We start from the raw sequence: 18,679 nt of genomic DNA on the forward strand, positions 1-18,679 counted from the left end.
TTCCTTACATATAAGAACTGCAGATTGAATTTGAAATGCTTTCCGTGGAAAGATGCTCAATCACTTTGCTAATCATGCCCTCTGTATCGACAACCTTTCCACTTTGCACATTGAGATCACGTGTATGATATCCATCGGACAAGCTTTGACTGACCGCACGTTCTATCTGTTCCGCTTCCTTTTCCATTCCGAATGAATGTCTAAGCATCATCGCGGCGGATAGAATCATACCGAGCGGATTGACAATGCCCTTCCCCGCGATATCCGGTGCAGATCCATGCACGGGTTCGTAAAGGCCGACACCATCAGTACGAACGCTTGCTGAAGGTAGCATACCAAGGGAGCCAGTGAGTACAGATGCTTCGTCACTTAGAATATCACCGAATAGATTTTCAGTTACAATGACATCAAAATGTTTTGGATTGGTGATGAGCTTCATCGCTGCAGAATCGACCAACTGGTGCTCAACTGTTACATCAGGATAGAGTTCGGCTTTTTCATTAACCACTTCGCGCCACATTCGGCTGGATTCGAGTACGTTCGCCTTATCCACTGAAGTTAGGTGTCCGCCTCTGAGACGTGCAGCCTGAAAACCTTTGTCCACAATGCGTTCAATCTCTTTACGTGTATAGGAGAGCGTATCCACTACCGACTGGCCATCTTCGCTACGACCGCTCGGTTCTCCGAAATAAAGGCCGCCGGTGAGCTCACGAACAATGAGGATATCGCATCCATCAACCAGCTCAGTTTTGAGCGGAGATGCATGAACGAGGGGACTGAATCCTTGAACCGGACGTAAATTAGCGAATAGTCCGAGTGCCTTGCGAATGCCGAGCAATCCTTTTTCAGGGCGTTTCTCAGCTGGTAGCGCGTCCCATTTTGGTCCGCCGACGGCACCGAGTAGTATTGCATCTGCGTTTTCACAAGCCTTTACAGTATCATCCGGCAACGGAATGCCATGTTGGTCAATGGCATCTCCGCCAATCGCATGTTCATGCAGTACAAATTCGTGATGATACTCACTCGCTATTGTTTCAAGTACCGCTTTGGCACCTCTCATGATCTCCTTCCCAACACCATCTCCTGGTAGTAGAACGACTTCTTTTCTCATCTCCGACGCCTCCTCTTCCTTATCCGTTAACTACTTCTTCTTTCGTTGCCTGTGTTTTTAAAAGATAGCGATTGACCGCATTGATATAGGCATTGGCAGAGGCTTCAAGAACATCTTGTGCTGTGCCCCGTCCGTTGACTGCCTGGCCTTCTACCGATAGCTGTACATGAGATTCTGCAAGCGCATCCTTGCCACCGCCAACAGAGTTGATTTGATAATCAAGCAGTTTCTGATCGTAGCTGATTAGTTCGGCAATAGTCCGGTATAGCGCTTCGACACTGCCGTTTCCTGTTGCAGCAGTCTGAATGGTTTCACCTTCCGGTGTGTTCAAGGATACAGTTGCCGTCGTGATGTTTTGCGTCCCATAGTTGACTTGGAAAGTCTGAAGCGTGTACTTCTCAATTGCCGACTGTTCCGTTTTGACTTCCATAATCAGCGTATATATGTCATCGTCGGTCACTTCGCGTTTATGATCTGTTAGTGTCTTAAAGTTTTTGAAAGCTGATTTAATTTCTTCTTCACTCATTTCAACACCGAATGCATTGACCTTATCTTTAAAAGCATGGCGACCTGAGTGCTTACCCATGAACAATGTGTTTGAAGATACGCCGACCAATTCCGGCGTGATGATTTCATAGGTTTCAGCATTCTTTAGCACACCATCCTGATGAATGCCCGATTCATGGGCATATGCATTACGGCCAACGATGGCCTTATTAGCCTGAACATACATGCCGGTCAATTTCGCGACGAGATCACTGGATCTTTTGATTTCATCAAGCTTCAGTCCTGTTTCGAAACCGTAGCGGTCACCCCGGATCTTCAACGCCACCGCCACTTCCTCAAGTGCCACATTGCCGGCGCGTTCGCCGATACCGTTAATTGTGCCTTCGACCTGGGTCGCACCATTCTCTATCGCAGCCATCGTGTTGGCTGCTGCCATACCGAGGTCATTATGACAGTGGCAAGAGAGATCAGCACGGTCGATATTCGGTACATTCTCCTTCATATACTTGAACATCTTCCCATATTCTTCAGGTGTTGTGTAGCCTACCGTGTCTGGCAGATTGATGACTGTCGCACCCGCTTCGATGACCTGCTCGATCAGCTCGGCAAGGAATGGCCATTCAGAACGTGTTGCATCTTCAGCTGACCACTCGACTTCCGGAAAACGTTCCTTGGCGTATTTCACCATCTTTACCGATTGCTCCATCACCTGCTCGGGTGTCATTTTAAGTTTATATGTCATATGGATGGGAGAAGTGGCCAAAAAAACATGGATTCTCGGATTCGGGGTATTCTTAAGTGCTTCATACGCACGATCGATATCTTCCTTACGCGTCCGTGCCAATGCCGTAACGGATACATTTTTGATTGTATCGGCAATCAGCTTGACTGCTTGAAAATCGCCTTCAGATGCTGCCGGAAAGCCTGCCTCCATAACGTCTACACCCAACCGTTCAAGCTGCTTCGCAATTTCAAGTTTTTCCATCCTGTTAAGGTTTACACCCGGGGACTGTTCTCCATCCCGCAGTGTCGTATCGAAAATTCTAATTCGTGACATGGGCCTTCCCTTCTTTCTTTTTGTCGTTAACAGGTTGCTTGACGAATGGCATCAGGTCACGCAGATCCTGTCCGACTTTTGTAATTGGATGGTTGTACTCATTATTATTGATGGCGTTAAACTGTGGACGACCTGCCTGATTTTCAAGAATCCATCCTTTGGCGAACTGACCATTCTGGATCTCTGTTAGTACATCCTTCATGCGTGCCTTCGTCTCTTCATTGACCACACGCGGACCAGAGACGAAGTCACCCCACTGTGCTGTATCGGAGATGGAGTATCTCATGTTTTCCATGCCACCTTCGTACATTAGATCCACGATGAGTTTCATTTCATGTAGACACTCGAAATATGCGACTTCAGGCTGGTAACCAGCCTCGGTCAATGTTTCAAAACCTGCTTTTACAAGACTTGTCAGTCCGCCACAAAGCACTGCTTGTTCACCGAATAGATCCGTTTCCGTCTCTTCTTGGAACGACGTTTCCAGTACGCCTGCTCTTGCAGAACCGATACCTGCAGCGTAGGCCATCGCAACGTCTGTCGCCTTGCCCGATACATCTTGGAAGATGCCGTATAGTGCCGGTACCCCTGCTTCTTCTTCAAAAGTCCTTCTAACCAGGTGTCCCGGTCCTTTAGGCGCAACGAGGAAGACGTCTACATCTTCTCTTGGAACAACTTGACTAAAGTGAATATTGAAGCCGTGCGCGAAAGCAAGGGCACTACCAGATTTCATATTGTCTCTGATGCTCTCTTCATACACTTTCGGTTGGTTCTCATCGGGCAGGAGGACCATCGTGACGTCTGCTTCTGCGACTGCTTCAGCTACGGGTCTTGTGTCGAAACCATCTTCTTTGGCCTTATCGTGCGACTTACCTGCTCTTAGTCCAACAACGACGTCATGACCACTGTCTCTTAAGTTCTGTGCATGTGCATGTCCTTGTGAACCGTAACCAATGATTGCGATTTTCTTTCCTTGTAGCGCCTCTTTATTGATGTCTTTGTCATAGAATACTTTAGTCATTATGATCTTCCTCTCATGTGTATGGTTTAATTTATATTTTTTACTAAATGCTCATTGTGAATTCCTGGACCTGCTTGGGTTGCTTCCCTCGAGGGAAAGCCGTCACCCCTGTCCGTGTCATATCTTTGATTCCGTATGGATGAAGCAGGTCGATCAGCGCTTCGATTTTATCCGGTTTGCCTGTCACTTCAATTACTAGACTATCTCTTGAAACATCTAGAACGCGTGCTCTAAAGGGTTCGATGACACCTTGTATTTCAGCCCGTGATGCACTTGTGCTGGCCACTTTTATCAATGCCAGTTCTCTTTGTACAATGGCCTTCTCAGTAATGTCATTCACCTTCAGTACATCAATCTGCTTGTTCAGTTGCTTGGTGAGCTGTTCAATCTTATTCGTATCAGAAATTTCAACAACGAAAGTCATTTTGGAGATACCTTCTATCTCAGTAGTACCGACCGTAATACTTTCTATATTGAATGCCCGTTTTGACAGCATACCGGTAATTCTGTTCAATACGCCGCTGGAGTTTTGGACGGTAGCTGTGATTATTCTTCGCATCGTTTCACTCCTATCATTTCGTGATTCCCTTTGCCCGGGGCAACCATAGGAAATACTTTATCCAGTTTCTGTACTCTTGCGTCGATCAATACTGGTCCATCATGCTGGAAGACTTCCTTGATTACACGTGGCACATCTGTTTCTTTTGAGACGCGAATGCCCTTAACACCAAATCCTTCAGCAAGCTTGATGAAGTCAGGATTCTCAGTCATCAGAGAGGAGGAGTAACGTTCTTCATAGAACTTTTCCTGCCATTGTCTGACCATACCGAGTGCTTCGTTATTGACTACAATGACTTTGACTGGCAGGTTGTACTGTTTAAGCACTGCCATCTCCTGCATCGTCATCTGGAAACCACCGTCTCCGACAATAGCGACCACCGTTTCCTGAGGACACCCGAGTTGTGCACCAATGGCTGCTGGCAAACCGAATCCCATTGTGCCAAGTCCGCCGGATGTCACCCATTTGCGCGGTTTATTGAATTGGTAGAATTGCGCAGCCCACATTTGATGCTGGCCGACGTCGGTCGTTACGATTGCCTCGCCGTCTGTTTCACGATATATCGATTCGATCAGCCACTGGGGTGAGATAAGATCGTCAGAGCGTTCGAACCAAAACGGATAGTGCGTCTTGTTGTACATTGCCTGTTCGGTCCAGTCTGAGTGATCAATTGAATCGACGTCTATTTCAAGCAGTCCGGTCAATGCTTCTTTCGCATCTGCAACAACTGGAATCTTCGTATCGATATTCTTACCGATTTCAGCAGGATCAATATCGATGTGGGCCACAGTGGCATTCGGGGCGAAATGCTGAATGGCACCCGTCAGACGATCATCAAAACGTGCACCGATGTTGATGAGCAGGTCTGCTTCGTAGATTGCCATATTCGCGCTATAGGAGCCATGCATGCCGCCCATACCAAGTGCCTGTGCATGTCCACCAGGGAAAGTACCGAGACCATGTAGTGTCATAACCACCGGTAGCTCGTATTTTTCAGCAAATATCAACAGTTCCTCTGATGCATCTGCGAAATGAACGCCTGCACCAGCAAGTAGTACGGGCCGCTCAGCTTTACTCAGTGCTTCTGCAAGCCTTCTGATCTGGAGCGGATTCGGTTTTACGGTCGGCTGGTAACCTGGTAGGTTGAATGACGTGTCGAAAGTTCGATCTGTAATCTCCTGTGCGATGTTTTTCGGAATATCCACAACTACCGGGCCAGGACGGCCAGTTGTTGCGATGTGGAAAGCTGCCTTGACGATGCTTGGCAGATCCTTGATACCAGTCACCTGATAGTTATGCTTTGTTATCGGTGTTGTTAGACCAATAACATCTGCTTCCTGAAAAGCATCCGAGCCGATGACTGCTGTTGATACTTGTCCGGTGAATATCACGACAGGCAGTGAATCCATCATGGCATCCGTAATGCCTGTAATCAGGTTGGTAGCACCGGGTCCTGAAGTGGCAATGACCACACCAGGTCTGCCTGTCACCCTGGCGTATCCTTCTGCAGCATGGATAAGGCCCTGTTCATGTCTGCATAGAATATGCTGAAACGGTGCTTCAGCCCGGTAAAGGGCATCATAGATTGGGAGCACTGCACCACCCGGATAACCAAAGACAGTATCGACTTCTTCTTCAACAAGTGACTGGATGAAAATATCAGCGCCTGTTCTCAGTTCCTGCTCAACCGGTTGTGTGTGTGTTTCAGTTTGTGTCTTCATTACCACTTACCTCCTTGTAGATCCTTAAGTAATTCATCGTTTCGGTTATAGAAATAAAAAAACAGCTCTTTTCTCCCACAGATCGACCGCAGTTCAGACTGCGGGCATATCATGGGGCGAAAAGAGCTGTTTCACGGTACCACCCAGTTTTGTATGCTTCTTACAAAGCACACCTTATAGACTTTTATACAAAGTCCGCTTTGGTAACGGGTGCATAACACCCGGCCGAACCTACTCGTAGTTCTTTCAATCCGGCACTCTGGGTCGAGATAGAAAGGAAATGCGATCCCGGTTTCCAGCTACTCCGGGTCTCTGTGAATCGCTTGATATCCCTCTATGTTCCCATCTTCGTTTTAGTTATCAGACATTTCTGATACGTGATATTGAAAGTAATCTTATAACGAATGAATAGATAAATCAACCGCCGATTTTAAATTTATTCTTAATTATCTAATATTTCTGATAATGTAACCGTTTACAATACCGCCGTTATCAGGTTTTAAAAAAAACAATTTTTTTATAGTTTTTTAAGCTATTATATTTGGAAATAGAAAAATGCACGGCATAATGCCGTGCATTCGATACTATTTTTTTAGGTAGTCCGTGACCGCACCTTCAGAAGCGCATGTCACGTTATGCGCATATTTTCCAAGTACGCCTTTTTTATATAGTGGTGGCGCTTGCCACTCGCTACGGCGGTTTTCGAATTCCTCTTCAGAAACATCACAGGAGATCTCTTTGAGGGTGGAGTCTATTGTGACTGTGTCCCCTTCCCGCAGTAAGGCAATAGGTCCCCCACTTTGTGCTTCCGGTGCAATGTGACCGACGACAAGACCATGTGTCCCCCCTGAGAAGCGGCCGTCTGTAAGCAGAGCCACCTTCTCTCCTAGTCCTTTACCGACAAGGAGACTTGAAATGGAAAGCATTTCTGGCATGCCTGGGCCACCCTTTGGTCCAACGTAGCGAATAACAAGTACATCCCCTTCATTGATCTTGTTTTCAAGAACTGCATCTGAGGCGTCCTTCTCGTTATCAAACACCCGAGCCGGCCCCACGTGGCGGGAGACCTTAACACCGGATACTTTAGCTACAGAACCGACAGGAGACAGATTGCCCTTCAAAACGATGAGCGGCCCATCGGCACGTTTTGGATTATCGAACGGCATGATGACATCCTGACCTTCTGTGAGATCTGCGACATCTTCAAGATTCTCGGCAATCGTCTTGCCTGTCACCGTGATGCAGTCACCGTGGAGATATCCCTCTTTAAGCAACATCTTCATGACGCCTTGGACGCCACCCACTTTGTAGAGATCTTGCATGACATAACGACCACTTGGTTTGAGATCCGCCAGATGCGGCACTTTTTCCTGAAGACGATTGAAATCGTCGATTGTGAGATCCACTTCTGCAGCGTGTGCAATCGCGAGAATATGAAGTATGGCATTGGTCGAGCCACCAAGTGCCATAACGACAGTGATAGCATTTTCAAATGCCTCTTTAGTCATGATGTCTTTCGGATAGATGCCTGCTTCGAGCAACTTGTATACCGCTTCTCCAGCCGCTTTGACATCTTTGACCTTGGCTTCAGATTCGGCAGGGTTTGAAGCACTACCCGGCAGACTGAGACCAAGCGCTTCCATTGCGGAAGCCATTGTGTTTGCAGTGTACATACCGCCGCACGCCCCTGCCCCTGGACAGGCGTTGCACTCGATTCTGTTTAATTCTTTATCATCAATTTCGCCAGCGTTCAGTTTCCCCACGCCTTCAAACACACTAACCAAATCGATGTCTTTGCCCCGGTGCTGACCTGGAGCGATTGTGCCACCGTACACAAAAACAGCTGGCACTTCGGCATTGGCGATCGCAATGGCGCACCCCGGAATATTTTTATCACATGCACCAATAGCAACCAGTGCATCTAGATTTTCAGCACCGACAACCGTCTCGATGGAGTCAGCAATCAAATCGCGTGATGGCAGGGAATAGCGCATACCTTGAGTTCCCATGGAGATACCATCAGAAACCGTGATCGTATTGAATTGGAGTGGCACTCCCCCTGCCTCTTTGGCGCCAGCCTTTGCTTCAAGTGCTAGATCGTTCAAGTGGATGTTACATGGCGTGACTTCAGCCCATGTACTTGCGATACCGATTTGGGGTTTTGTAAAGCTTTCGTCTGTAAAACCGACAGCCCGCAACATCGCTCTGTTCGGTGCCTTAATATCACTCTCCGTGTAGACTTTACTCTTGATGCGCAAATCTTTCTTGTTTGTATCTTCTGTTGACATTCATAATCATCCTTTCAAATTTAAATACCTAAGTATGCACTTTACTGCCGTAGTGTCTGTCTATCTTTTCTTTTTCTTCGCGGCGCTTACTCATCCAAGTTGCTACAACCGAGCCTGATATGTTGTGCCATACACTAAATAGCGCAGCAGGTACCGCAGAGAGCGGTGAGAAATGCGCAGCAGCCAATGCTGCAGCGAGGCCTGAATTCTGCATGCCCACTTCAATTGATGCAGCTTTTTGATCAGCAAGATCGAAACGTAGGATTTTGGCTAGCAAAAAGCCAATCGTATAACCAAGAACATTATGCAGCATCACGACAGCAAAAATCAGCAGTCCAGACTGCACGATCGCTTCGGTATTGTTAGATACAACAGCAGCAACCACCCCGACGATACCGACTACAGAGATGATTGGCAGTATGGTAATCCCTTTTTCAACACGGTCGCCAAGGAGTGTCCTCACAATAAGTCCTAAAGCAATGGGTACAAGTACAATCTGAATGATGGAAACAAACAGATCCATAAAAGAGACAGGCAACCAAGTACTTGCCAAGAGCAGTGTGAGAGCAGGCGTCAGAACCGGTGCGAGCACCGTGGATACGGCAGTCGCTGTCACCGATAACGCTGTGTTGCCTTTTGCCAAAAACGTCATGACGTTTGATGAAGTCCCACCTGGTGTACATCCGACAAGAATAACACCGACTGCAAGTTCAGGTGGCAACTGAAAAAGTACAACCAGTCCAAGTGCCAGAAGCGGCATGATTGTGTACTGTGCGAGTACGATAATCAAAACAAGTTTCGGTGCCTTTACAACCCTTTTGAAGTCTGCAGGTTTGAGTGTTAGTCCCATTCCGAACATGATGATACCGAGTAGCAGGCTTATGTAGGGCGCTATCCACGTAAAACCACTTGGAGCGAGGAATGATAAGATCGCAAAAATAATCACCCATATGCCGAAAGTACTACCTAAGAACTTACTGAGTCTTGCCAAAGCATTCATTAATTCCGCTCCTTTCTATCAATGCTTAAAACTATAGAGAGAATCTTAACAGATAAAACACAAAACGCCTAGGCATTTTATCAAATTTTTAGAATAATTAAAAATGTAAAAAGTGCTAATTTCAAAAAGATTTAAAGGAATCATTAGCATGATAACGGTTACAATATTCTGATGACATAAAAAAAGTCCAGCTGTTTAAGCTGGACTTTTAAAATCATTCGATTAAAGCGTATCGTTATTGCGACGGCTAACGTTATCTCTACGTTCTTTAGTCGCTTCATAATCATAGTTTGCGCCACGCTGCTTTTCAGCAGTGTCGTTTAGTGTTGTATCATCTTCTATTTCCTTGCCGCCTGCAGTGCCACCCCGACGCGTGTATTCTTGTTCACTCACAGGCCCGGTCGCTTCCGAAGAATCGATATTGTGGTCTACGAAACGGTCATTGTCGCTGGTACGCGTCTCGTCATTGTAGTTGACAGCGCTTGAGCGTGAATTCACATCGTGATCATCGAGACTGCGGAAGGTTCTTGTCTCTTCTAAATCATTCGATCTTTCTCCACGCCTTCTTTCATCCATTTCATCTGCACGACGCTGATTTGTACGATCCTGCTCATACCGTCTAACGGAATCATCTTGTTGATGTCTCTGGTTATTATCTAGATCTTGCTCCATGTCCCGACGGCGATTATAAGCGGCATCGTCTGTTGCACCTCTTCTATCATCGTAGCGATCTTTGTGATCTTGGGCACCAGCGTTTCTTCTATCCAGTGGTTCCATGTCATCATTTTTGACGACACGGTCCTTTCTGACAAACAATAGAATTGCCGCAATGACAAAGAACAACGCAATTATGCCAGGAACTACAAATGCCAGAATTAGTGGCGCTGAAAATATGCCTGCAAGTAAGAGCAAGAAGCCCGCAAGAATTCTACGACGCATTGTCAGTAGTCCGAAAAGACCAAGTATAACAGGAATCATCAAGTATAATGCAATTATCCAAGCATTATTCAACCAGCCGACCACAAGGTCTGCAATTTCCGTCGGCGCTGCGCCAAGATCCTGCCCCTGCTGTGCCATCTGCTGGAATTGTGTAATCATCTCCTGGCGTATATCTTCTACAGTTCCTGCATCATTCATAGTGACCAGTGAGAAGAATAAAACCACTCCTGTAATTGCAAGCAGAGCGATCCAGGCGAGCCACCCGAAAATCTTCTCAGCGATTCGGCTGACAGGTTCTACCGTTTGTGTGTATTGTTTTCTAGCCATGTTAACCTCCCGTAATAATATGTCTTCATTTTGAATAATACCCTACGGGCAATAAATTAATCAACCTGAAACAATAACAGAGGATGATTTTAGATTTACTGTTATTCCAGTGACATTTTAAACTTCAGAAACAGTTCGTTGTAAAGGGAAATCATTTCCGGACCTAGATCTCTGTAGACTTCGAGGGTTTCTTGCTGTTCTTGGTCGGGGTAGAACCTCTCGTCCTCTTGTATCTCTTTATCAAGCAGTTGATAAGCGGCTTCATTCGGTGTTGCATATCCGACCCACTCGGTATTCTGAGCGCCATTTTCTGAATCCAACAGGAAATTCATGAATTGGTGTGCACCTTCCACATTCTGTGCTGTCTTAGGAATAACCATCGTATCGAACCACAAATTCGAGCCGCCATCTGGCACAACGAAATCGAGCGCTTCATTCTCCCACATAATGTCCTGCGCCATGCCACTCCAAACGACTGCAGCCCGTGCTTCGTTTACTTCCATCATTGCAGCAATCTCATCACCAACAATGCCTCGGACGTTCGGGCCAAGGGCCTCAAGCTTTTCTTCTGCTTCACTCAGTACTTCTTTGTTCGTTTCGTTCAAGGAGTACCCCATTGAATTCAGGCCAAATCCCATAACCTCGCGAGCACCATCGACCATCAGTATATCGTTCCTAAGTTGTTCGTCCCATAACGTATCCCAGTCGGAGAAATCCAACCCCTCTGTTGTATCGGGATGATAAAGCACACCGACTGTCCCCCAAAAATAAGGAAGAGAGTATGTGTTGCCTGGATCAAACGGCTGATCAAGGAAATTTTCGCCGATATTGTCTATATTGGGAACTTTTTCATGGTCAATGGGCAGTAGCAGATCATCATCCACCATTTTCTCAACCATATATTCACTCGGAAAGACGACATCGTAATTGGTCCCGCCCTGATTGACTTTGACACGCATTGCTTCGTTCGAATCAAAGGTCTCATAGACGACACGAATACCCGTCTCATCCTCAAACTGCTGTAGCAGTTCAGGATCGATATACTCTCCCCAGTTGTAAACATGAAGTACGTTACCTTCTTCATTTGGTACAGGGTTTACAAATCTAGCGCCGAACAGTATCAGTACGCCAATGCCAACAGCAGCAATAATCATTGAAGTAACACTTTTCATGTGATCCCTCCTCTTTTGACCGATGCGCGCGAAGTGATGAAGTAGTAGCCGAGTGCGATCATCAGAACGACTAGGAAGACCAGTGCGGAAATGGCATTGATTTCAAGCGAGATGCCCCGTCGCGCCATAGCGTATATCTCCACCGAAAGTACTGAGAAACCACCACCGGTGACGAAAAATGTCACAGCAAAGTCATCAAGCGAATACGTCAAAGCCATAAAGAATCCGGCAAGTATCCCTGGTTTGATGTGGGGAATGATGACACGCCATAGTACATCAAACGAACTTGCACCGAGATCACGGGCAGCATCCAGATAAGAGGTATTCATCTCGTATAGTTTTGGAAGGATCATCAAAACGACAATCGGAACAGAAAATGCGATGTGCGCCAGAATGACTGAAAACGCACCTAAGCTGATACCCATTACAGTAAAAAGTATGAGTAGCGATGCACCGATGATGACATCTGGCGAGACGATCATGACATTGTTTAAATTAAGCAAAGACTGCCTCAGTCGCTTCATACGAATATTGTAGAGTCCGATAGCTCCACCGATACCGATAAGCGTAGCCAATCCGGACGAAATCAACGCAACCGCAACTGTATTGAGTAAAATTACAATCAACCTGCGGTCTGTGAACACACTTTGGTAATGTTCAAGTGTGAAACCGTCAAAACTCGTCATTGTTCCGCCACTATTAAAAGAATAAAAAATCAAATAAGCAATCGGAAGATATAAACACATGAACACGACCAACATATAAGACCGACCAAGTGTCTTCATAGACGCCCCACCCTTCCAGCTTCTTTATTCTTGCCTGACGTTACAGTCATGACAAGCATCATAGCAAGGATTAGGAACACACCAATCGTCGAACCCATACCCCAATTCTCGGTCGTCAGGAACTGTTGCTCAATCGCCGTCCCGAGTGTAATCACCTTATTGCCTGTAATCAGACGGGTAATCATAAACAAACTGAGACTTGGGATGAAGACGACCTGTATACCGGTCTTAATGCCTGGCATTGAGAGTGGAAGCAATACACGCCTCAATATATCCCACTTGGATGCGCCGAGATCACGTGCAGCCGAAAGCAGATTGTTTTCTATACCATCGACTGCATTGAAAATCGGCAGTAGCATAAATGGTATAAAAATATACACACTTACTATGACAAAAGCGATGTCACTGAACAATAGTTGCTGCTCAGCAAGACCAAATGCAGTGGCCACTGCGTTGACAAGCCCTTCTTTGCCGAACATCCCAATGAAGGCATAAGTTTTCAGCAGAAGGTTAATCCACGTTGGCAGGATAATTAGCAATAGCCAGAACATTTTCCGTTCCGTCTGGCGAATCACCAAAGCCAGTGGATAGCTAATCAAAAGTGAGAAGAACGTAATCAGAAAAGCATACCAAAAGGACGACATTGTCATATTGAAGTATTCGCTACTAAAGAAGGCACCATAATTTTCGAGTGTCGGGTTACCGGATATATCAAAGAACGAATAGCCGACCATAAGCCCCAAAGGAGCAACAACAAACAGTACGATCCAGATGAGGTAGGGTATGAAAAGAAGCCTCCTCATCATACCTCATCCTCCTGATAGGACTCCAAGCGTTCATTGAAGGCATCCTCATCTTCACCTGGTACCATAACGTGAATATTGACCCGCTCGAAGTCCAAAGCAGCTTTATGACCAAGCTCTGCGTTTTTAGTAGAGTGGACAATCCATTCATATCCATCCTGGTCGATGCAGCCGATTTCGTAGTGTACCCCTCTGAACAACGAAGAATCGATAGTGACGTTCATTTTGCCTTTATCATGTTCAGTTATCAGCAGATCTTCAGGACGTATCATGACATCGACGGGTGTATTCGGTCTAAGACCGCCATCCACACAGGCGTAGTTCCGTCCATAGATACTAACAAGATTATCTTCAACCATGACGCCGCGAACAATATTTGAATCTCCGATAAATTCAGCTACATAGCGATTAAGTGGTTCATCGTAAATATCTTTCGGCGGACCGGCTTGGACTACTACACCATTATTCATGACAAGAATTTCGTCCGACAGTGCCAGCGCTTCTTCCTGATCATGTGTAACAAAAATAAAAGTGATACCAAGGCGCTTTTGAATCTCTTTTAACTCATACTGCATATCCACTCGTAAGTTCTGATCGAGTGCACTGAGTGGTTCATCCAGCAACAGAACGTCGGGTTCATTGACGATAGCCCGCGCAATTGCTACTCTCTGGCGCTGACCACCTGACAATGCCTCAATCGGTCGATGCTTATAATCCGAAAGGTTTACAAAACGCAATGCTTCGTCGACTTTAGTGTCGATTTCCGTTTTGGATATTCTGCGCACCTTTAACCCAAAAGCAATATTTTCAAATACGTTCAGATGTGGAAACAATGCGTAATCTTGGAACACTGTATTGACTTTACGCCGATTCGCGTCAATACCATTCATTGTCTTGTCGTTAAACAAGACCGTGCCACTTGTCGGATGTATGAACCCTCCCAATATTTTGAGGATGGTGGTCTTTCCACATCCTGACGGACCCAGAATGGTATAGAAACGTCCCGCATCAAATGTATGGTTTATATTTTTAAGTATTACGGTATCACCGTATTTGTAGTTCACATTCTGTAGATTGATATTAGTCATTGCCATCTCCTTTTTAAGACATTCTGGGTGTAAAAACAGCCTTATTCATTATATTCCTCGTGACTATCAAAGACAATAAAAATATTCTCAGTCTACGTGATCAGGAGACATCATCACGGATACGAAGGTCCAAACTGTATATCCTGGAGCTAGATGAATTTTTATCTAAAATCAATAGACTTCATAGAACCGCCTGCTCCAGTCTGGAACAGGCGGTTCTGATGTGGGTCTACAGATCTACACTGTAATAATATCATCATTTTTGGCATCCTTCAGCTGCTTGACTGCAGAGTAAGACTCAATGCCACTATTTTCTTTAAACTCCTTGAATATCGTCTTTTCCTGAGCTTTGCCTGGAACAATCCTTTTAAACTTTTGATATTTCTCATCGAGTTCAGATGCTGTGATACCTTCATCATATGCCATTTCAACAGCTTCAAAGAAGCTAATGACATCAATGATTTCCTCTGTCGACCAGTCTATATCAATCGGATAGCTGTATTCTTCCATTTAAAGTCCCCCTTCTCAAATGAAATAAATAATGGCGCCCTAGCTAGGGCGCCATAAAGATTGCAACTACATTGTGTGGATTGGTGTACCAAGTACTACTTCAGCTGCTTCCATCGGAATTTCAGCTAATGTCGGGTGCGCGTGGATAGTGAGTGAAATATCTTCAGCTGTCATACCAGTCTCAATAGCAAGGCCAAGTTCAGCGATGATATCTGATGCGCCGGTACCCGCAACCTGTGCACCGATGAGAAGACCGTCATCCTTGCGTGAAACCAGTTTAACGAAACCGTCAGTTTCATTAAGTCCGAGTGCACGTCCATTCGCAGCGAATGGGAACTTACCTGTTTTCACTTCAAATCCTGCATCCTTAGCATCTGCCTCATTGTAGCCAACTGTCGCCAATTCAGGCTCAGAGAAGCATACAGCAGGCATTGCGAGGTAGTCCACTTCAGATTTTTCTCCAGCAATCGCTTCAGCCGCAACTTTACCTTCATAGCTTGCCTTATGAGCAAGTGGAAGACCTGGAACAATATCACCAATAGCGAAGATATTGTCAACAGAAGTTCTAGACTGTTTGTCGACTTCTACAAGTCCGCGATCAGTCATTTTGATTCCGAGTTCCTCAAGACCGAGTTCTTCTGTGTTCGGCTTGCGTCCCACTGTAACGAGTACATAGTCCGCTTCTATTTCTTTTGTTTCACCTTTAACTTCGTAAGTTACTTTTACGCCGTTATCAGATTCCTCAGCAGATTTAGCCATCGCTTCAGTCTCAATTTCAACGCCTTTGCTCTTAAGGTTCTTTTTGACAACTTGAGTCATTTGCTTCTCGAAACCACCAAGGATGTCTTTAGCACCTTCTAAAATCGTCACTTCAGTACCGAAGTTGGCATAAGCGGTACCGAGTTCAGTACCGATATAGCCGCCACCGATTACAACGAGCTTTTCAGGCTTCTCATCAAGTGAGAGCGCACCTGTGGAATCCAGTACACGTTTACCAAACTTAAATCCAAGAATTTCAATCGGACGAGAACCTGTAGCGATGATCGCATTTTTAAATTCATAAGTCTGGGACTGCTTGTCGTCCATGACTTTCATTTTATTAGCTTCAACGAAATACGCTTCGCCTCTGACGATTTCTACTTTGTTCCCTTTGAGCAGACTCTCTACGCCGCCTGTAAGTTTCTTAACTACGCCGTCTTTGAAAGATTGCACTTTTGAGAAATCAAGTTTAACACCCTCAGTTACAACACCCATGTCTTCAGAGTGCTGTGCCTGATGGAAACGGTGGGATGAGGAGATCATTGCTTTGGAAGGAATACATCCGACATTCAGACATACACCGCCAAGGTCTCCTTTTTCGACGATTGTGACCTTCTGGCCAAGCTGCGCTGCACGGATTGCTGCAACGTAGCCGCCTGGGCCAGCGCCAACTACAACTGTATCAGTTTCAATAGGAAAATCTCCAACTACCATGTAATTATCCCTCCATTAATAGTAATTCTGGGTTGTTAAGCAGTCGCTTAACGTGGTTCAGAGCGTTCTGTGCCGTCGCACCGTCAATTTGTCTGTGGTCGTAGCTGAGTGAGAGCGCAAGTACAGGTGCTGCAACGACTTCTCCATCTCTGACGATTGCTTTTTGTTCAATGCGGCCGATACCAATGATCGCAACTTCCGGCTGATTGATGACAGGTGTGAACCATTGTCCACCCGCAGAACCAAGGTTTGAAATGGTCATGGATCCGCCTTTCATTTCGTCACCAGATAGCTTACCGTCTCTCGCTTTTACAGCAAGTGTGTTGATTTCATCGGAAACTTCGAACATGGATTTTTTATCAGCATGTTTTACAACAGGCACGACAAGTCCGCGTTCTGTATCCGCAGCAATACCAATATTATAATAATGTTTTTGGATAACTTCAAATGTTTCATTGTCAATTGAAGTGTTGAACTGAGGATATTTCTTGAGCATGGAGACAAGTGCTTTAACGACATATGGAAGGAATGTCAGCTTAACGCCTTGCTCTTCTGCAATACTCTTGAATTTCTTTCTGTGGTCCCAAAGTGCTTGCACTTCAACTTCGTCAAGGTGCGTAACGTGAGGAGACGTTTGCTTGGAGTTCACCATCGCTTTTGCGATCGCTTTTCTCATGCCGCTCATCTTCTCGCGTGTTTCAGGGAAGTCGCCTTCAGGCGCTTTTTGTGCTGGCGCACTAGACTGTGCTTCATTTGTTTCTGCTTCTGTTGCTTCAGCAGATTCACTTTCGCCAGAAGCTTGTTCTCCGTTCATGAATGCCTCAACGTCTGCTTTGACAACACGACCATTTTTGCCGCTGCCATCAACTTCGTGAATATCGATGTCATTATCGCGTGCAAACTTGCGCACAGAAGGCATTGCAATAACGCGCTCGCCAGAATTGGAATCCTTGGATTCTTCTTTGGACTCAGGTGCGTCTTCACCGACATCACGCTGTTCTTTTTGTGCAGTTGAAGCCGCTTCACTTTCAGATTCTTTCTTAGGTTCTTTTGCAGGTTCTGAATCGCCTGAATCCCCGGAGCCATCATCAATCGTAACGATTGTTTCGCCGACAGTCGTCACTGTACCCTCTTCAACGTGAAGTTTTTCAACGGTTCCATCAACTGGAGATGGAATTTCTACTACTGCTTTATCGTTCTGTACTTCTGCAAGTACATCGTCTTCTTTAATTTCGTCACCTTCAGCTATGAACCACTTGACGATTTCACCTTCGTGGATACCTTCACCGATATCCGGCAGTTTAAATTCAAATGCCACAGTATTTCCTCCTTTTGCTAATTAAAAGTCCATTACCTGTTTTGCACGCTCTATAATATCGTCCTTGTTCGGAAGCCACACGCTTTCTGCTTGCGTGAACGAATAGACTGTATCTGGTGCTGCAACACGCATAATCGGTGCTTCGAGGCTGAGGATTGCGCGCTCTGAGAGTTCAGCCGCTACATTAGCAGCTACCCCTGCTTGACGCTGCGCTTCCTGAATGACAACTGCACGATTCGTCTTTTCAACGGACTTAATCAGTGTGTCGTAGTCGATCGGGGAAACAGTTCTCAAATCGATAACCTCTGCAGAAATATTGTCCTCTGCAAGTGCATCTGCTGCTTTAATTGCTTCTTGTACCATTGCGCCATAAGCAATCAGAGTAATGTCATCGCCCTCGCGTTTAACGTTAGCTTTACCGATTTCAACTGTGTATTCTTCTTCCGGCACATCCTCACGGAATGAACGATAGAGTTTCATGTGCTCAAGGAATACAACAGGATCATTTGAACGGATTGCTTCGATTAGCAAACCTTTCGCATCTACTGGATTTGAAGGAATAACGACTCTAAGACCTGGAGTCTGTGCCATTAGCCCTTCCAGTGAATCTGCGTGAAGTTCTGGAGTGTGGACACCGCCACCAAATGGTGCACGGATTACAATTGGCATTTCCTTGGAACCACCAGAACGATATCTGTGACGGGCAATCTGACCTGCGATACCATCCATCGCTTCAAATACGAAGCCGAAGAACTGGATTTCGACAACAGGACGGAAGCCTGCAACTGCAAGTCCAAGACCCATAGAAGCTAGTCCACTTTCAGCGAGGGGTGTATCAAACACACGCTCATCGCCAAATTCTTTCTGCAGGCCTTCAGTCGCACGGAATACACCGCCGTTTACGCCGACATCTTCACCAAAAACGAGGACATTCTCATCATTTCTAAGTTCGGTAGCCATCGCATCAGTGATTGCCTGAATCATTGTCATCTGTGCCATT

General features: G+C 45.8%; 16 protein-coding genes. All 16 read right to left on the bottom strand.

The window, feature by feature from the left end; translation table 11 throughout:
- Window positions 1–4: 4 nt before the first annotated feature.
- Window positions 5–1,111, bottom strand: coding sequence for a 3-isopropylmalate dehydrogenase (leuB, locus tag ACFOJ8_RS08425; protein WP_380655185.1), 1,107 nt, complete (start codon window positions 1,109–1,111; stop codon window positions 5–7).
- A gap of 19 nt (window positions 1,112–1,130) precedes the next feature.
- On the bottom strand, window positions 1,131–2,675 hold the full coding sequence (locus ACFOJ8_RS08430) for a 2-isopropylmalate synthase (RefSeq protein WP_380655188.1): 1,545 nt from the start codon (window positions 2,673–2,675) through the stop codon (window positions 1,131–1,133).
- Complete coding sequence (ilvC, locus tag ACFOJ8_RS08435) at window positions 2,662–3,696, bottom strand: ketol-acid reductoisomerase (protein ID WP_380655191.1); 1,035 nt, start codon at window positions 3,694–3,696, stop codon at window positions 2,662–2,664. Before ilvC ends, ACFOJ8_RS08430 begins: the two co-directional genes overlap by 14 nt.
- A gap of 43 nt (window positions 3,697–3,739) precedes the next feature.
- Window positions 3,740–4,255, bottom strand: a complete 516-nt coding sequence (ilvN, locus tag ACFOJ8_RS08440) for an acetolactate synthase small subunit (protein WP_380655194.1) — start codon at window positions 4,253–4,255, stop codon at window positions 3,740–3,742.
- Entirely contained in the window at window positions 4,243–5,976 is a 1,734-nt protein-coding gene (ilvB, locus tag ACFOJ8_RS08445) for a biosynthetic-type acetolactate synthase large subunit (RefSeq protein ID WP_380655197.1), read from the bottom strand. The genes ilvN and ilvB overlap by 13 nt, the downstream gene beginning before the upstream one ends.
- A gap of 584 nt (window positions 5,977–6,560) precedes the next feature.
- Complete coding sequence (gene ilvD, locus ACFOJ8_RS08450; RefSeq protein ID WP_380655200.1) at window positions 6,561–8,264, bottom strand: dihydroxy-acid dehydratase; 1,704 nt, start codon at window positions 8,262–8,264, stop codon at window positions 6,561–6,563.
- A 28-nt stretch (window positions 8,265–8,292) separates the two neighbouring features.
- Complete coding sequence (locus ACFOJ8_RS08455) at window positions 8,293–9,264, bottom strand: bile acid:sodium symporter family protein (protein ID WP_380655202.1); 972 nt, start codon at window positions 9,262–9,264, stop codon at window positions 8,293–8,295.
- 222 nt (window positions 9,265–9,486) lie between these two features.
- Complete coding sequence (locus ACFOJ8_RS08460; RefSeq protein ID WP_380655205.1) at window positions 9,487–10,530, bottom strand: DUF4064 domain-containing protein; 1,044 nt, start codon at window positions 10,528–10,530, stop codon at window positions 9,487–9,489.
- A gap of 101 nt (window positions 10,531–10,631) precedes the next feature.
- Window positions 10,632–11,702, bottom strand: a complete 1,071-nt coding sequence (locus tag ACFOJ8_RS08465) for an ABC transporter substrate-binding protein (RefSeq protein WP_380655208.1) — start codon at window positions 11,700–11,702, stop codon at window positions 10,632–10,634.
- Window positions 11,699–12,487 (bottom strand): ABC transporter permease, encoded by a 789-nt coding sequence (locus tag ACFOJ8_RS08470; RefSeq protein ID WP_380655210.1) that lies wholly within the window; start codon window positions 12,485–12,487, stop codon window positions 11,699–11,701. Before ACFOJ8_RS08470 ends, ACFOJ8_RS08465 begins: the two co-directional genes overlap by 4 nt.
- Window positions 12,484–13,293 (bottom strand): ABC transporter permease, encoded by an 810-nt coding sequence (locus tag ACFOJ8_RS08475; protein ID WP_380655213.1) that lies wholly within the window; start codon window positions 13,291–13,293, stop codon window positions 12,484–12,486. Before ACFOJ8_RS08475 ends, ACFOJ8_RS08470 begins: the two co-directional genes overlap by 4 nt.
- Window positions 13,290–14,378 (bottom strand): ABC transporter ATP-binding protein, encoded by a 1,089-nt coding sequence (locus ACFOJ8_RS08480; RefSeq protein ID WP_380655215.1) that lies wholly within the window; start codon window positions 14,376–14,378, stop codon window positions 13,290–13,292. The genes ACFOJ8_RS08475 and ACFOJ8_RS08480 overlap by 4 nt, the downstream gene beginning before the upstream one ends.
- 237 nt (window positions 14,379–14,615) lie before the next feature.
- Complete coding sequence (locus ACFOJ8_RS08485) at window positions 14,616–14,888, bottom strand: UPF0223 family protein (RefSeq protein ID WP_380655217.1); 273 nt, start codon at window positions 14,886–14,888, stop codon at window positions 14,616–14,618.
- Between the two features lie 66 nt (window positions 14,889–14,954).
- Complete coding sequence (lpdA, locus tag ACFOJ8_RS08490) at window positions 14,955–16,361, bottom strand: dihydrolipoyl dehydrogenase (RefSeq protein ID WP_380655220.1); 1,407 nt, start codon at window positions 16,359–16,361, stop codon at window positions 14,955–14,957.
- 4 nt (window positions 16,362–16,365) lie between these two features.
- A complete protein-coding gene (locus tag ACFOJ8_RS08495) occupies window positions 16,366–17,679 on the bottom strand; it encodes a dihydrolipoamide acetyltransferase family protein (protein WP_380655222.1) in 1,314 nt (437 codons plus the stop codon).
- A 21-nt stretch (window positions 17,680–17,700) separates the two neighbouring features.
- The gene (locus tag ACFOJ8_RS08500) at window positions 17,701–18,678 is read right to left on the bottom strand and encodes an alpha-ketoacid dehydrogenase subunit beta (RefSeq protein ID WP_380655225.1); all 978 of its coding nucleotides are present in this window, start codon (window positions 18,676–18,678) and stop codon (window positions 17,701–17,703) included.
- Window position 18,679 lies beyond the last annotated feature (1 nt).

The organism is Salinicoccus sesuvii (assembly GCF_042648145.1).
Taxonomy (GTDB): domain Bacteria; phylum Bacillota; class Bacilli; order Staphylococcales; family Salinicoccaceae; genus Salinicoccus; species Salinicoccus sesuvii.

Coding starts and splice junctions, on each gene's coding strand:
- ACFOJ8_RS08465 (WP_380655208.1), bottom strand. CDS start 11,702: ATGAAAAGTGTTACTTCAATGATTATTGCTGCTGTTGGCATTGGCGTA.
- ACFOJ8_RS08460 (WP_380655205.1), bottom strand. CDS start 10,530: ATGGCTAGAAAACAATACACACAAACGGTAGAACCTGTCAGCCGAATC.
- ilvB (WP_380655197.1), bottom strand. CDS start 5,976: ATGAAGACACAAACTGAAACACACACACAACCGGTTGAGCAGGAACTG.
- ilvC (WP_380655191.1), bottom strand. CDS start 3,696: ATGACTAAAGTATTCTATGACAAAGACATCAATAAAGAGGCGCTACAA.
- ACFOJ8_RS08480 (WP_380655215.1), bottom strand. CDS start 14,378: ATGACTAATATCAATCTACAGAATGTGAACTACAAATACGGTGATACC.
- ACFOJ8_RS08470 (WP_380655210.1), bottom strand. CDS start 12,487: ATGAAGACACTTGGTCGGTCTTATATGTTGGTCGTGTTCATGTGTTTA.
- lpdA (WP_380655220.1), bottom strand. CDS start 16,361: ATGGTAGTTGGAGATTTTCCTATTGAAACTGATACAGTTGTAGTTGGC.
- leuB (WP_380655185.1), bottom strand. CDS start 1,111: ATGAGAAAAGAAGTCGTTCTACTACCAGGAGATGGTGTTGGGAAGGAG.
- ACFOJ8_RS08500 (WP_380655225.1), bottom strand. CDS start 18,678: ATGGCACAGATGACAATGATTCAGGCAATCACTGATGCGATGGCTACC.
- ACFOJ8_RS08485 (WP_380655217.1), bottom strand. CDS start 14,888: ATGGAAGAATACAGCTATCCGATTGATATAGACTGGTCGACAGAGGAA.
- ilvD (WP_380655200.1), bottom strand. CDS start 8,264: ATGTCAACAGAAGATACAAACAAGAAAGATTTGCGCATCAAGAGTAAA.
- ACFOJ8_RS08430 (WP_380655188.1), bottom strand. CDS start 2,675: ATGTCACGAATTAGAATTTTCGATACGACACTGCGGGATGGAGAACAG.
- ilvN (WP_380655194.1), bottom strand. CDS start 4,255: ATGCGAAGAATAATCACAGCTACCGTCCAAAACTCCAGCGGCGTATTG.
- ACFOJ8_RS08455 (WP_380655202.1), bottom strand. CDS start 9,264: ATGAATGCTTTGGCAAGACTCAGTAAGTTCTTAGGTAGTACTTTCGGC.
- ACFOJ8_RS08475 (WP_380655213.1), bottom strand. CDS start 13,293: ATGATGAGGAGGCTTCTTTTCATACCCTACCTCATCTGGATCGTACTG.